The sequence below is a fragment of the Hymenobacter lapidiphilus genome, assembly GCF_003417065.2.
GTDB lineage: Bacteria > Bacteroidota > Bacteroidia > Cytophagales > Hymenobacteraceae > Hymenobacter.
Genome location: NZ_QVLT01000037.1, coordinates 26196 through 41498 on the forward strand (window position 1 = coordinate 26196; position 15303 = coordinate 41498).

Below are 15303 nucleotides of genomic sequence, written 5' to 3' on the forward strand. Positions count from 1 at the left end.
CTATCAACTGTCGCTACTCCGTTTCGGTAGGCCGGCTCTGGATGGTGGTAGTAGGGCCGCCGGGGCGGTGGTCGTCGCGGGCGCGGAACTCCTCGAAGTGCTCCTCAAACAGGGTCTGCAGCATACCGTCCTTGAGGCCAATATCGGGCACGAACATGTGCTGCACATCGGCCCATTCCATGGCCGAGAGGTAAATGTGGCCGGCCGGCACAATAACGTCGGCGCGGTCGGGGTTGAGCAGGGCCACGTTCACGCGCTCATCCATGCTCATATTAGTGATGCGCTCCAGCAGGTCGGCAATACGCTGGCGGGTTACGGGCTTGTCCAGGGGGGTGCCGGCCTGGGCCATGCTGTAGATTTTGTTGATGTTGCCGCCCGTGCCGATGGCCCGCGTGACGTGGTAGCGCCGGGCGTTTTCGCGCACCCAGTCTTCCATACGCTGCCAGGTTTCACGCATGGCCTCGGTGCTCAGGCCGGCTTCTTCCTGTTGCATGCGCCTGATGCTGCCCACTTCGAACGACTGCGAAGCCACTTTGCGGCGGTTGTGGTAAATGTTGAACTCGGTGCTGCCGCCGCGACGTCGATGTGCAGGTAGTGCTTGTTGTCTTCGAGCAGGTGCTCGATTACGCGATTGATGTAGAGGGCCTCGGCCTGGCCGTCAATCACGTTCACCAGCATGCCCAGCTTCTGCTGGATGAGGGCCACCACTTCGGGGCCGTTCTGGGCAGTACGCATGGCCGAGGTAGCGCAGATGAGGTAGTGGTTGGGCGCCACATCGTGCACTTCCATCAGCAGGCGCAGCGCGTGCAGGAACTTGATAAACTTCGCCTGCTTGGCCTCTGAAATACGGCCGGTGGCAAACACGTCTTCGCCCAGCCGCAACGGATAGCGAATATACTCGACCCGCTTCAGCCGGTATCGGTCTTCGTGGTGCAGCACGGCCGAAATCTGGCAGCGCACGGCGTTCGACCCAATATCAATAGCGGCTAACTTGAGGAGAGGAAAGTGCATGGGCAAATATAAGAGGGCATTCAGCTAACCCAAGTTACGGAGGACGGAGTAAGGGCGGGGCCTGCCCCCGCCCGCCTTTAACACGTGCTTTGCGGCACCTTAGAACAGCTGTTCAATACATTGTTCTGACGGCGGTATAGGGGCAAGTCCCGCCCCTATACCGCCCTCTGCAACAGCTATCAGGCGCTACTTATCAATGCGAAAACCCAAACCGAACTGGAGCAGGTTGTTTTCCACCGATTTCTGATAGGAAACTGAGAAGGCAAACTGGTCGGATACGGGGGCCAGATACACGCCCGCGCCGTAGCCCTGGTGCCAGCCGCCGGGCGAGGTGCCGTTCAGGTACACCCGGCCCCGGTCGTAGAACCCGAAAGCGCCGTAGGAGAAGGGCAGGAAACCGTTTTTGCTGCGGCCCAGCGCCAGGCGCAGCTCTGTGTTGAGGTAGAGGCTGGCGTCGCCGCTGAAACGGTTACGGTAATAGCCGCGCAATCCTTCGCGCAGGCCCAGGCTGGTGAATTTGTAGAACGGGATGTCGTCGTTGTTGCCGTAGTTTCTGGCGCCGCCGCCCTTCACCACCAGCGTCATCGGAATGAGCAGCCGGGCTGTGCCGTAGTACTGGGCAAAGCCCTGGGTGAGCCCGAAGTTGCCCTTGCTGCCGTTGAGCTGGTGGTAGGAATCGTGCTGAACCAGCAGGCGCACCCCGCGCTGGGCAAAGTTGGGCCGGTCGCGCAAATCGAGGTCGAACAGCGCGTTCAGGCCTACCAGGCGCTGGAAGCCGGTGTTGATGACCGGGTCGGAAGCGGGCACGTCGGGGCGGAGCGGGTACGTGCCCAGGTAGCTGTCGGCGGCAAAATCGTTGTTGTAGTACTCGTAGCTGGGGCCCACGCGCAGTACGCTCCGCTGGAAAAAGGTGCGCTCCAGGAAGGCGTTGAGGATTATGCCCTTGTAGCGGGCCCGGTAAAAATTGTCGTCGTAGCGGTCCTGGTCGAGAGGCGTGTTGTTGCCCAGGCCGAAGAAGTTATAGAACGGGAAGTAGCTGCCGTAGCTGAACGAAGCCCCGGCATCGACCTTCCCGATGGCGTAGCGGTGGCGGGTGCTGGCCGTGAACTGGCGCTGGCCGCCGGTGCTGCCTTCAAGCAGGAAATCGTAGCGGTTTTTATAGCCAGGCTTGCGAAAGCCCTGGCGCAGAAGCGAGACGCCCGCGCTGGCCGCAAAGCCGTCGTTGCGGTTGTAGCCCAGCCCAATGGTAGGCCGGTACGAGTCGAACTCGAACTGCTCCCGGTCGTAGGCATTCACGCCGGGTTTGGTTGAGGTGCGGTTGTCGGCCTCGGAACTCAGCTGCATGTCGGTGCCGGGTACGTCGTACACTTTAGTGAGCGTACGCAGGCCGCGCACCTGCGAGTTATCGGCAATCTGGTCTTTGCCCGATCCGCCGATAATGCGCACCAGAACGCTGTTTTTGGCCTCGCCGGTTACTGTAAATACGTCGCGGCCATCGAGCCCGTACAGGCTGATTTCCTCGGTTTCCTTGGGCTGAAACGTCCGGTCGAACAGGGCAGGGCCGTTGGGCTCGTCGCCCTCACTGGCGCGGTCGAATAGCTGCACCCGCACCGTGCCGTCGGCCAGGCGGTTCACCTGGAATACCTCGCCCTTGTTGGAGCCCACCACATCAACGCGCTGGGCTAGCAGCAGGTAGTAGCGGTCCAGGGCCACAGGCAGTTGCTGGATGCGGGATTTAAGCTTGCGGTTGAGCTCGTCGGTTGAGAGGGTCCTGAGTTCAGAGGGTAGTGAAGCCGTGGCCTCATCAATAGCGGCCGGGGTAATGGTGTTCTGCAGATACTTCGCGATTTCCTGCCACTGCTGGCGGTTCAGGCTTTGCAGCAGGAACCGGTCGAGATGGCGGGCGGGCCAGTTCAGGCTCTTCATGTCGTTGAACTCGCCCTGGAAATCCTCGATGCTGGGCAACGCCCACTCACGGTTGGCCAGGTAAGTCAACTTGCCATTCCAGAGGGTAAACGCCTGGTCCCGGTCGCGCGGAATGGGTTTGTAGAGGGCTTTTTTGCCGTCTTCGTAAGCCGCCCACTTCCAGTTGTCCTCATGCTTGCCGAAGTCGGCCACCAGCATATCGAAGGCCCGGGCCCGGCCCAGCGCCACGGCATCCACACGGTTGTCGTTGTCTTTGTAGAGCTGGCGGAAGAAGCTGAACGAGCGGCGGATATTGTCGGCGCCCGCGAAGCCCGGCAGGTTGGGCTTGGGGTCCTGTGGGCGGTTTTCGAGCGTGCCCAGCAGGCCGGTATAGTCGGTGCGATAGGGGCCGAGCTGCTGGTTATCGGGCAGCACGAACAGCCGGGGCCGGGCGTGCAGAATGTCGGTTTTATCGAGCAGCGAGCTGATAACCAGCGCCGAGTAGGGGTGGGCCGTAGGCGTGATGTCGCGCAGCACATCGGCGGCAAACGAGCGGCGTAGCTCGGGCGGCAGAATCTTGGTTACGTCCTTGTCAACCGACCGGAACACGTACTCCGACGAGTCGGCAGCAATCAGCTTGAGCGAAGTCGTCTGGCGTCCGCCGCCCCGCCCAAAGGGCCGCAGCCCCCCCAGTTCGGTGCCCAGGTTAAGCGTGCGCACCTGCACGGGCTGAGTCCAGGACGTGCGGTACCCCGGCCCGAGCCAGAAACGCGACGATTTGGTACCGCCATACTGGGCACCAGCCGGCAGCGTCTGTAAGGCTGCAAAAGGAGCGTCGGGCTTAAGCTCAGCCACACCCCTAGGGGCCGAGAGACACTCAGGAATAAAGCTGTTGACCGGCACATTAGGCAAACGTGGCTCCTGGCAGGCGCTCTGAAACAGCGTCTCTGAGTAAGCCGACTGTAAGGGGCTTTCGGCCACTTTGTCGTAGTAGACCAAGCGGGTCCGGCCGGAGGCAGCCGGGGCCGCGCTATCATCAAACGTGAAAAAAGTGGTTTTCACGGTGCCATCGTTGTAGTAATCAAGCTCCGAAAATCCCTGCTTGGCCTCGTTGAACTGCGAGTCGGAGTTACCGGCCACGTGGCGGGCTTCGGCAAACGAGCCCGCTACAAGGTGGTAGCTGCCCTGCTGGGAGGTGAGTTGGAGGCTGTAATCGTGGGCGGCGGCGTACACTGTGCCGGGGTGGTCGCGCAGGGTGTTGAGTACTTCGCGCTGGAACTGCTGGTAGCCCGGGTTGGCCAGGTCGCGGGGCGTGCCCACGTTTTGGTGGTAGGCGGCGCCGAAGGCGCCAACAACTGGAGGCCACAGGTAGCGGCCCAGCGGCAGGTGCCCGCCGTACTCGCCGTTGCTGACGACGGGCTGGTGGCCTACGAGCAGCACGTTGCGGCCCTTGGTATCGTCGAGCACATCCTGGAGCTGCTCGCGGAACTCTTCCTGGGTCAGCGTCGAGCAGTCGGTATCGGGGGCCTCGGGTTTGCTGTAGGGGTGGGTGAACCAGGGCGAGTTGAGAGCCACCAGCCGTACCAGCGGCGCTATGTCTACGATATAGGGGCCGGGGCAGCCGTTTTCGGGAATGAACGTGTGCTCGCCGTTGTGCTCCTCGATATACTTTTCGAGCCGCCGCACCCGCTTCAGGCCGTCTGGCCCCGAGTCAGCCCAGTCCTTATCGCCGGGCACAAAGTAAAGCTTGCCGTTGGGCAGCCCCTGCACCAAGGAAATGAGGGCGTCAATGCGTGCCGTTTGGCCGGTGCGGCTGGAATCCTGCTTGCCGCCCAGGCCCTCGGGGCTCACTACATCTCCCAAATGCACGACGGTAAACGGGCCGGTTTGCTGCTCCAGCACGCGGCGCAGGGCGTTGAGGTGGCGGACCGGCAGGTTGAGGCCGGCCGTGTTACCCAGCAGAAACACCTTGTGGGCCGGGGGCGTTTGGGCGAAAACCGACAGGGAAGCTGTCAGGCTCAGGCCCGTTAACAGCGTACGGGCGTAGCTAATTACCATAGAAGGGAGGATGTAGGGTTTTCTTCTACGGGCCGGGCCATATTCCGATTTAATCCGGCTTTAATTTCTGTGCCTGCTATGCGCTTCAGGCCACTCGCTGCCTGCGTAGTACGGCTGCCTGCACCAGCAGCACCAGCGCGCACGGCAGCAGTACCCATTTTACTTCGCTCCGCAACACCCGGGCGCCCCATTCGCCCAGGAAGTTTTTTATACCAATGGGCGAAACCGCAATCGGCCGGAACCCGAAAAAGTGCCGCTCCGCATCAAAAGGACTGAAAAAGGCCACGCCCAGCCCCCCGGTGGTCATGGCATCGAGCACGCCATGCGAGGCGGTAGCCAAAAACAGCAAAGCCCACAGCCGCCCACGCGGCGGCGCGCCGGCCCGGCCACCTACCAACAGCACCACCACAGTAGCCACTACCACGGCCGCCACCAGCGAATGGCTCAGGCCGCGGTGGCCCCACAGGCTGTCGTAGGCAATATGCAGCTTGAAACCGACCACGTCGGCATCGGGCAGAAAGGCGCAGGCGGCGGCCAGCAGCCAGTAGGGCCAATAGCGGCGTTCGGGTAGCAGCAGCTTAGCCAGCGTGGCACCCAGCACGCAGTGCCCGACAATAGAGGCCATAGAAGAAAGGGAGGGGAGAAGTAGTGAGACTTGCCGGGAGGCAGCCCGAAATTACTCAATCAGCAGCTTTTGGGTAGCAGGCCCCTCGGTGGTAGGCAGCGTAACCAGGTATAGGCCAGGAGAAGCCGGTAAAGCCAGCTCGGTGAGGCGGGTTGCCAGCGGCTGCCGGCTCACCACTTGTCCCAGCATGGTACGAATAACCGCTTCGGCCCCGGCGGCAGGCGGCCCGGCCAGCGTGAGCGTGGCCCGCTGGCGAGCCGGGTTGGGGGCCAGCGTAAAGGCCGCTGCCTGGCGTGCGCTGGCAAGAGCCGTAACGGTTTTGCCCACCGTGAATTCGTGCTTAACTACAGTGCCTTCATAGGCTACTTCGAACCGCCAGCTACCGGGTACAGCCGTTGTGGGCATTTTGAGCGGCCAGTACCAGTAAGAGGCGGCGTAATGAGCTGCCGGTGAGCTGTGGGTCCAGGTGGAAAAGACAGTATTATTGGGCCGGTAAACAGTATAGATGCTTGCTTGCCCCTGGCGCTGGTCGTGGTAATAGGCGGCGAAATAGGCAGTTTCGCCGGCCGTCAGGTTGTCGCTTAGGTTGGTTTGGTCGGGTTTAGGGCAGGCTTCGAATACCGGCGCCTGCTGATGGGTGAGTATGGTATTGATAGTGGGTTCGTAGTAGGGCTTTTGCGCCGTCCAGGAGCTGGTCGCCGCGCCGCAGGGGCCAGCATACGGGTCTATTATCTTGCCCTGTGCATCATGCAGCTCGAAGTGCAGGTGGGGGCCGGTGGAGCTACCCGAACTGCCCACCGTGCCCAGTACTTCGCCCGCAGCAACTGTTGCGCCGAGTTGCTTGCTGGTCACCGATCCGGTTTTCATGTGCCCGTACCAGGTTACCGACCCATCGGTATGGCGCAGATACACCGCGTTCCAGTTGGCATTGGACAGAACGCAGTTGAGGTCGAAGTTACCGTCGTAGCGGCCGATAATAACGCCGGGAGCCGCCGCTGTAATCTGCGCCTGTCCGCTCTCCATCATGTTCTGGTCGAAGGGCCAGAGGAAAATATCGGTGCCGGCGTGGTTGTAGTTGCCCGTGTCGTAGGTGCGGGTATTGCAGTTCCAGTCCTGGAGTTTCCCAATTGTCGGGTTATGGTCGACAAAGTTAGAAACCCCGTAAATGCTGTTGTACTTGAAGCCCGCTGCCTGGCGTAGCGGCCAGTCGAGCAGAACGGCCGCCTCCGGCCGGGCTGGCTCAGCAGGCAGAAGGCCCTGGCTGATGAGTTGGCGCACGTTGCGGGCCAGCATAGTATCGATTTCAACCCGTTGCTCGCCCGTGAGGCAGATGCCAACTGGCGGCGAGTAGCCACCTCCGCCCGCCGGAGTGCTGTTTTGGCCTAGGGCCGAGCCAAGGCCCACGCCTATAATAGCTACTAACGAGAGGGATAAACGTTTTTGCATGGCCCAGGCGATAAGATGAAATATAATGTTTTCAAGATGCTAAATTATATATATCTTATAAAAATATTCATTTTGCGGCTGCTTATATATCGACCAACGCGAATCAGGTTTGGCCTAATGGCCACTCATCCGCCAGCTCCTGCCGCAGCTGCTGCGCCACGCGGGGTAGGCCGGTGGTGGCGGGCTCGGTAAAGAAGTGCAGGCGCGGGCGGTTGGATACCGGCGGCCGGCTGGGGTCGATGATGTAAATGGGCGCGTTGCGGGGCACATAATCAACCAGGCCTGCCGCCGGATACACCTGCAGCGAAGTGCCCACGACCAGCAGCACGTCGGCGGTTTCTACTTCTTCCATGGACACTTCCATCATGGGCACAGCCTCGCCAAACCACACGATATTGGGCCGCAGCTGGTGGCCCTTCGCACAGGTCTCGCCCAGCTCAATCCGGTCGCCGCTCATCGGGTACACCAGCTCCTCGTGGCGTGAGCTGCGGCTCTCGAACAGCTTGCCGTGTAGGTGCAGCACCCTGGTCGAGCCGGCCCGCTCGTGCAAATCGTCCACGTTCTGGGTTATTACTACCACCTCAAACTGGTCTTCCAGCGCGGCCAGGGCCAAGTGGCCGGCGTTGGGCCGGGCGGCCCGGGCGGCGGCGCGGCGCTGGTTGTAGAAATCCAGCACCAGAGCCGGGTTTCTGGCCCAGCCTTCGGGCGTGGCCACGTCCTCGATGCGGTGGCCCTCCCAGAGCCCATCGGAGCCTCGGAACGTTGCCAGTCCACTTTCTGCCGAAATGCCGGCGCCGGTTAAGGCTACAATCTTCTTCTTCATAGTCTAGTGCGTGATGGTGGGTTGAGGCAGTCATTCCGATGCAGATGGAATCTCGCGCGCTGACGTTGCACAAGGAACTGAGTTTACTGCTGCACGCGATATTCGTTCTGCATCAGAATGACCGTTACAACAGCTGTTTTCTGCTCTACTCAAACCGGCCCAGCTCAGTTCTTATGAATGTCCATTCCGGCGTGCCCACGCGCTCCTGCTGCGGGTCGAGGTAGAACCAGGCACCCAGACCGGTTTCGTCCCAAAGGTTGGTAAGCACGTGCATCTGTTGGGCGGGCATGTAGCTCTGGGCCAGCAGCACCAGGCGGCGGCCAGTGGTGGGCTGCACCGCCACATCGAGCACCAGTACAGCGTGGCCCGGCGAGCCGCCCCGGATGAGCACGTCGCCGGCCTGCACCTGCGCCAGGGGCGTGGGCTGCAGCTCCCTGCTCAGTGAACGGGTGCCAGCGTAGGTGAAAATCTGGTCGAGGTAGCGGCGGAAATTAGCGTGGCTGGGTGCTTCGGCAGGCCGGGCGGCGGGCAGCACGTCGTCGCCCTGCACCGTAAAGCCCCGGCCCGAGTACCAGTCTCTGAAGTCAATGTCGTCGCCGCTGGTCAGGTGGAAATGCACTTGGTCGGGGTTCTGGCCGAACAGGTATTCGGCGCGCAGCCGGATAACGGCGTCGGCACACTGCTGCAGGTCGCGGCTGCCCACATCTATATCAAGCACGGCCGCGTGCACATCCTGGCGGTCTTTGGGCTGACCGTTGTAGAGCTTCACGGGCACGCCGGCCGGCAGCAGCGGCAGGTACCGCAGCCACTGCCCAAACGAGCCGGCCGCCACCGCCATCCGCTGATAGCCGGCCGGCGGCGCAAACCGGGCGGCCACCGTCTGGCTGGGCCGGTAGCGGCCCGGCGGCAGCCAGGAGTACAAGGCAGGTGCCGGCGGGGCGGGTAGCGGCGGCTTGGGGGCTTCCGCCGTGGCATCAGCGCCAATGGTGGTAAGCGGGCCGGCCGTCGATTCAGCGTTGGGCCCGGTGCAGTTCAGCAGCAAGGGCAGCAGGAGTAAACAGCTTTTTCGCATCTAGGATGGATTCAAGAGTAGAAAGCCTGAACGCGCCCGCAGATTAGTTATTTGCTGCTTCAACCACAAAAAAGCTCCGGCCAGTTACGGCCGGAGCTTTGCGAAAGTACGGCCCGGCACGAAGCACGATACCGGGAAAGGTGGTTCAGCTTTTTGGGCTATTCAGCCTTTTTCGTTGGCTTCTTCGCCGCTGGTTTCTTGGCCGTTGCGCTGGCTGCTTTCTTGGCCGGTGCCTTCTTCTTGGCGGCTGGTTTTTTAGCGGCGGCCTTCTTGGCCGGTGTATCGGTTTTTCCCTCGGCTGCGGGGGCAGCCTTCTTAGCGAAACGGCTGCCGCGGGCGGGCTTGTCGGGGGTGGCTTCGGCCAACTCCAGGCAGCGTTCCAGCGTCAGTTCCGTGGGCTCCTCGCCTTTCGGAATCTTTACATTCTTCTTGCCCGCCACGATGTATGGCCCAAAACGACCGTTAAGCACCTGGATGTCGAGGTTTTCGGGGAAAGCCTTGATCAGCCGCTCGGCATCGGCCTTGCGCTTGGCCTCAATCAACTCCACACCCTCGTCGCCCGTGATGGTGTGCGGGTCCTGGTCTTTGCGCAGCGAGTAGAACTTGCTGTCGTGGCGGATATAGGGGCCGAAGCGGCCGAGGGCGGCCGTCATGCTCTTCTCCTCAAACTCGCCCACCACCCGCGGCAGCTTGAACAGGTCGAGGGCCTCTTCGATGGTCAGGCTCTCGATAAACTGGCCTTTGCGCAGGCTGGCGTACACCGGCTTTTCATCCTCGGGGGCGCCTTCCAGCGGCTCAATCTGCACGTAGGGGCCGTAGCGGCCGAGGCGGGCAGTCAGCTTCTGGCCCGTTTCGGGGTGCAGGCCGATTTCGCGGGTGCTGCCCAGCGTGCTGCGCTCAATCTCCTCGCCCAGCTCCACGGTTTTGTGGAAAGGCGTGTAGAAGCCGCTCAGCATATCGGTCCAGTTGTCGAGGCCGTCGGCAATGCGGTCGAACTCGTCCTCTACCTTTGCCGTGAACTGGAAATCCACGATGGCAGGGAAGTGCTCAACCAAAAAGTCGGTTACCACCATGGCCACATCGGTCGGGAAAAGCTTGGCCTTATCGGCGCCGTAGGTTTCGGTTTTGACTTCCGTTTTTACCTGCTGCCCATCCAGCGTCAGCACATGGAACTTGCGCTCCTTGCCATCGCGCGAGTCCTTCTCCACGTAGCCGCGCTTCTGAATGGTGCTGATGGTGGGCGCGTAAGTGGAAGGCCGGCCGATACCCATTTCCTCCAGCTTCTTCACCAGCGAAGCTTCCGTGAAGCGGGCGGCCGGCGAGGCAAACCGCTCGGTGGCGGTAAACTGCTGCAGCGGCAGCTGCTGGCCCACGCTAAGCGGCGGCAATCCGCGCGAGAACGACGATTCGGCGGGCTCGTCGCTGTCCTGCTCGTCGTCATCTTTGCTTTCAGTGTATGCTTTGAGAAAACCTTCGAACGTGATAACCTCGCCGCTGGCCGTGAGCGTAACGCCCGGCTGGGTGCTGATGCCAATGGTGGCCACCGTACGCTCAATCACGGCGTCGGCCATTTGCGAAGCCATGGCCCGCTTGCGGATGAGGTCGTAAAGGCGCTGCTCCTGCGAGTCCGAGCCAGCTTTGAGCAGCGTGAAGTCGGTGGGGCGGATGGCTTCGTGAGCCTCCTGGGCCGAGGCCGACTTGGTTTTGAAGTGGCGCGTATGGGCGTACTCAGCGCCGTACGCGTCGGTAATTGCGGCTTTGGCGGCCGCAATGGCGTCTTCCGACAGGTTCAGCGAGTCGGTCCGCATGTAGCTGATACGGCCGGCTTCGTAGAGCTTCTGGGCCACGCTCATGGTTTGGGCTACCGAGAAGCCGAGCTTGCGCGAGGCTTCCTGCTGCAGCGTGGAGGTTGTAAAGGGTGGGGCGGGGGTGCGCTTGCCGGGCTTCTGCTCCAGGTTCTGGATGGCGTAATCGGCACCCACGCAACGGGCCAGGAAGGACTCCGCTTCGGCGCGGGTTTTGTAGCGGGTGGGCAGCTCTGCTTCGAGCACTGCCCCCCGGCCGGCATCGAAACGGGCCACTATCCGGTAGGCCGAAGTCACCGTGAAGCCGCTGATTTCCCGCTCACGGTCCACCACCAGCCGCACGGCCACGCTCTGCACCCGGCCCGCCGATAGGCCGGCTTTCACTTTTTTCCACAGCACCGGGCTCAGCTCGAAGCCTACCAGCCGGTCGAGCACCCGCCGGGCCTGCTGGGCATTCACCAGGTTCAGGTCGATTTCGCGCGGGTTCTCAATGGCTTTGAGAATGGCGGTCTTGGTGATTTCGCGGAACACGATGCGCCGCGTTTTCTCGCTGTTCAGGTTCAGCGTTTCAGCCAGGTGCCAGCTGATAGCTTCACCCTCGCGGTCGTCGTCACTGGCCAGCCATACAATTTCGGCCTCCTTGGCCAGCTTCTTCAACTGGCTGATAATGTCGCGCTTATCGGCTGAAACGACGTAGGTAGGTTTGAAGCCGTTGGCAATATCAATAGCATTGTTATCCTTGGGCAAGTCGCGGACGTGCCCGAATGACGAGCGCACAACGAAGTCTTTGCCGAGGTATCCCTCGATGGTTTTAGCTTTGGCAGGCGACTCGACGATAACTAAATTTTTGACCATAGGGTGGGGGGGACGCGGAACGGGTGTGAACTAGGAAACGGGTTGGCCCGCGCAAAAGTTGAATTTTGCCGCAAAGATGCTGCAATAATCCGCCCCCTTCCTAACGGCCTCCCAATAAGCGGGTAGGCTGCCCTCCTTATATATAGGAGTAACCGGGGACGCATGCGGCCAGAGTGCCAGGCTAGCAGGTTGGTGGCTAGCTGCTAAGCCCCACCCGGCAGCGGTCAAGCAGAAACATGCGGACTTTTTATGACGGATACCGGAATGGGGTATGGCCGAATCGGCAGTTCTGCTACCTTTGTTGGCTAAGAAATCCCATCCTGGCAGTTTTGTTTGCGCTCAGCCCATGCTGCGCGGATTTGGTTACTCTTCCTCCCTATGGCTTCAGCAAAGACGTCCCAATCCACCCGTCCGGCCACCACGACCCCGGACACTGTTACTGCAAAGGCTCCCGGCGCGGCTTCGCTACCGGTCCGCAGCGACCACACGCGTAAAAAAGGAGCAGAGGATTCCCGTCAATTATCGACTAAGAGTTCCGATTCGGACTATATCAACGACCAGCTCAACCGGGTGCTTTATGCGCTCGATGCCTTTAAGAAGGGCGACGTGAGTGTGCGGCTGACCAAGCAGAACGACGACATCTTCGCCGAAATAGCCGAGGCCTACAACTCGATGGTGGACATGATTGCCGGCGTGGGCGGCGAGGTGTCGCGTATTTCGAAGGTGGCCGGCGTGGAGGGCAATCTGAAGGCCCGGGCCTCGGTTGAAAGCGCCGCCGGCTTCTGGCGCGACATGATCAACAACATCAACGGCTTGGTGGATAGCATTGCCGTGCCGGTACTCGAAGTAGGCAAGGTGCTCAAGAACATCAGCCGCGGCAACCTCGACGAGACGTTCCAGATTCCGGTTTCGGGCGACTTCAAGGTGATGGCTGAAACCATCAACAAGACCATCGACAACCTCAACCTGTTTGCCGGCGAAGTAACCCGCGTGGCCCAGGAAGTAGGCACCGAAGGCAAGCTCGGCGGCCAGGCTTCCGTGCCCAACGTGGGCGGGGTATGGAAAGACCTGACGGATAACGTAAACACGATGGCCAGCAACCTGACTTCTCAGGTGCGCGACATTGCCAACGTGGCCACGGCCGTAGCCAAAGGCGACCTGAGCCAGAAAATCACCGTCGATGTGAAAGGCGAGCTGCTCGATCTGAAGCAGAACCTGAACCAGATGGTGGACTCGCTCAACCTGTTTGCCGGCGAAGTAACCCGCGTGGCTCAGGAAGTAGGCACCGAGGGCAAGCTCGGCGGCCAGGCCTCCGTGCCCAACGTGGCCGGCACTTGGAAAGAGCTGACGGATAACGTGAACACGATGGCCAGCAACCTGACTTCTCAGGTGCGCGACATTGCCAACGTGGCCACGGCCGTAGCCAAAGGCGACCTGACGCAGAAGATGACCGTGGACGTGAAGGGCGAAATCCTGGAGCTCAAGGACATCCTCAACCAGATGGTGGACTCGCTCAACGTGTTTGCCGGCGAAGTAACCCGCGTGGCCCGCGAAGTAGGCACCGAGGGTATTCTGGGCGGCCAGGCTAATGTGCCAAGCGTTTCGGGTACCTGGAAAGACCTGACGGACAACGTGAACACGATGGCCAGCAACCTGACTTCTCAGGTGCGCGACATTGCCAACGTGGCCACGGCCGTAGCCAAAGGCGACCTGAGCCAGAAAGTATCGGTTGATGTAAAAGGCGAGCTGTTTCAGCTCAAAGAAAACCTCAACCAGATGGTGGATTCGCTCAACACCTTCGGTGACGAGGTGACCCGCGTGGCCCGCGAAGTAGGCACCGAGGGCCGCCTCGGCGGCCAGGCCAACGTGCCCAACGTGCGCGGTACCTGGAAAGACCTGACCGATAACGTGAACTTCATGGCCGCCTCGCTCACGAGCCAGGTGCGCGACATTGCCAACGTAACCTCGGCCGTAGCCCGGGGTGATTTGAGCCAGAAGGTGTCGGTTGACGTGAAAGGCGAGCTGCTCGACCTCAAGGACAACATCAACCAGATGGTGGACTCGCTGAACGTGTTTGCCGGCGAAGTAACCCGCGTGGCCCAGGAGGTGGGCACCGAGGGCCGCTTGGGTGGACAGGCCAACGTGCCCAACGTGGATGGCGTGTGGAAGCAGCTGACCGACAACGTAAATACTATGGCCGCCAACCTCACCACCCAGGTGCGGGGCCTCGTGAAAGTAGTAACCGCCGTAAGCCAGGGCGACTTGACCCAGAAGCTGACGCTGGGCGCCCAGGGCGAAGTGGCCGATCTGGCCGACACCATCAACCGCATGGTGGATGACCTGAATCGTTTGGCCGTGGAAGTAAGCCGGGTAGCCAAAGTAGCCGGAGTGGAGGGCAAGCTCACCGAGCGGGCCACCGTAACCGACGTGTCGGGCTCGTGGAAAGAGCTCGTGGACACGCTCAACGCCCTCATAGAATCCATTGCCTCGCCGGTACTCGAAGTAAGCCGCGTGGTGCGGGCCATTTCGGAAGGCGACTTGCAGCAGCGGGCCGAGATTGAAACCACCGGCGACATTCGGGCCATGGCCGACGCCCTGAACCTGGCCGTTGACAACCTCAACGAGTTGCTGGGCGAAATCAACGAGTCGTCGCAGATTGTGGGCGAGTCGTCGGAGGAGATGGTGGAGAAGGGGCAGGCCATGAGCCAGGTAACGGCCGATGTGGCCCGCGCCATGCAGCAAATGGCCGAAGGTGCCCAGAACCAAGCTCTCAAGACCGACCAGGCCTTCAAGCTGATTGAGGAAATCATGCAGGCCACCAAGGAAACCGCCGGTAAAGCCGATGTCGGTATTAAGGCGGCCATCCTCGGTGAGCAGACCTCGCAGCTGGGCCTGAAAACGGTGGCCGAAGTGGTGAAGAACATGGAGGAAATCAGCTCGGCCGCCGCCCAGACCTCGAAAACCATCGAAGTACTGAGCACGCGTTCGGGCGAAATCAGCAAGTCGCTGGGCGTTATTACCGACATTGCCTCCCAAACCAACCTGCTGGCCCTGAACGCGGCTATTGAGGCCGCCCGGGCCGGGGAGGCCGGCCGTGGCTTTGCCGTAGTAGCCGAAGAAATCCGGAAGCTGGCCGAAGGCTCCCGCAAATCGGCCAGCGAAATTGCCACGCTGGTAGAGGATGTACGCAAGGACACCACTTCGGCCGCTACCGCTATCAGCACCATGGAAGGCCGGGTACTCAAGGGTAAAAACGCCACCTTCGAGGCCAGCTCGGCCTTTAAAAACATTGCTACCAGCAGCGGCGAAACCCTGCGTACCAGCCGCGACATTCTTACGGCCACCGAAATTCAGAAAACGAGTATCGGCGACGTGGTGAAGTACGTGGAAGAAGTAGTAGCCATTGCCGAGCAGACGGCCTCGGGCACCCAGCAGGTGGCCGGCACCGCCAAGCAGCTTTCCACTAGCATGCAGGAGCTGACCACCAGCAGCCAGAACCTGACCGATATTGCCGACGACCTGCAGCTGGGTCTTTCGGCCTTCCAGCTGATGGAATACCTCGAACCCGAGCCGGAACCCGAGCCCATCCGCCGACGTCTGATGCGCCGGCCAGCTCCGGCAGCCGCCCCGGTTGCGGCTGCTCCGGCCGCCGCCGAGCCGCGCCGGCCCCGCCGGGCCTGGCTCCGCCGGCACCCGCCGCCGA

Annotated in this window: 7 protein-coding genes and 1 pseudogene; 1 reads left to right on the top strand and 7 read right to left on the bottom strand. The window is 61.4% G+C overall.

Features of this window, described 5'->3' with window-relative positions; translation table 11 throughout:
• Positions 1-13: 13 nt before the first annotated feature.
• The 7 genes and pseudogenes from D0N36_RS16690 to topA all read right to left on the bottom strand — a co-directional run bounded on the left by D0N36_RS16690 (position 14) and on the right by topA (position 11600).
• A pseudogene (locus D0N36_RS16690) lies at positions 14-1011 on the bottom strand (Ppx/GppA phosphatase family protein).
• A gap of 186 nt (positions 1012-1197) precedes the next feature.
• Positions 1198-4974 (bottom strand): BamA/TamA family outer membrane protein, encoded by a 3777-nt coding sequence (locus D0N36_RS16695; RefSeq protein ID WP_116942966.1) that lies wholly within the window; start codon positions 4972-4974, stop codon positions 1198-1200.
• A gap of 85 nt (positions 4975-5059) precedes the next feature.
• On the bottom strand, positions 5060-5599 hold the full coding sequence (locus D0N36_RS16700) for a metal-dependent hydrolase (protein WP_116942967.1): 540 nt from the start codon (positions 5597-5599) through the stop codon (positions 5060-5062).
• A gap of 51 nt (positions 5600-5650) precedes the next feature.
• The gene (locus D0N36_RS16705) at positions 5651-7045 is read right to left on the bottom strand and encodes a peptidoglycan DD-metalloendopeptidase family protein (RefSeq protein ID WP_116942968.1); all 1395 of its coding nucleotides are present in this window, start codon (positions 7043-7045) and stop codon (positions 5651-5653) included.
• Between the two features lie 103 nt (positions 7046-7148).
• Positions 7149-7868 carry an SIR2 family NAD-dependent protein deacylase gene (locus tag D0N36_RS16710; protein WP_116942969.1) on the bottom strand — a complete coding sequence of 240 codons (720 nt, stop codon included), beginning with the start codon at positions 7866-7868 and terminating at the stop codon, positions 7149-7151.
• 145 nt (positions 7869-8013) lie between these two features.
• Positions 8014-8910, bottom strand: a complete 897-nt coding sequence (locus D0N36_RS16715) for a DUF4846 domain-containing protein (RefSeq protein WP_199798363.1) — start codon at positions 8908-8910, stop codon at positions 8014-8016.
• A gap of 188 nt (positions 8911-9098) precedes the next feature.
• Positions 9099-11600 (bottom strand): type I DNA topoisomerase, encoded by a 2502-nt coding sequence (topA, locus tag D0N36_RS16720; RefSeq protein WP_116942971.1) that lies wholly within the window; start codon positions 11598-11600, stop codon positions 9099-9101.
• Positions 11601-11978: 378 nt separating this feature from the next.
• On the opposite strand from topA, the gene D0N36_RS16725 reads away from it, so the two are divergent.
• Positions 11979-15303: HAMP domain-containing protein (locus D0N36_RS16725; protein ID WP_242478972.1), on the top strand; the 3325-nt coding region annotated here is incomplete at its 3' end.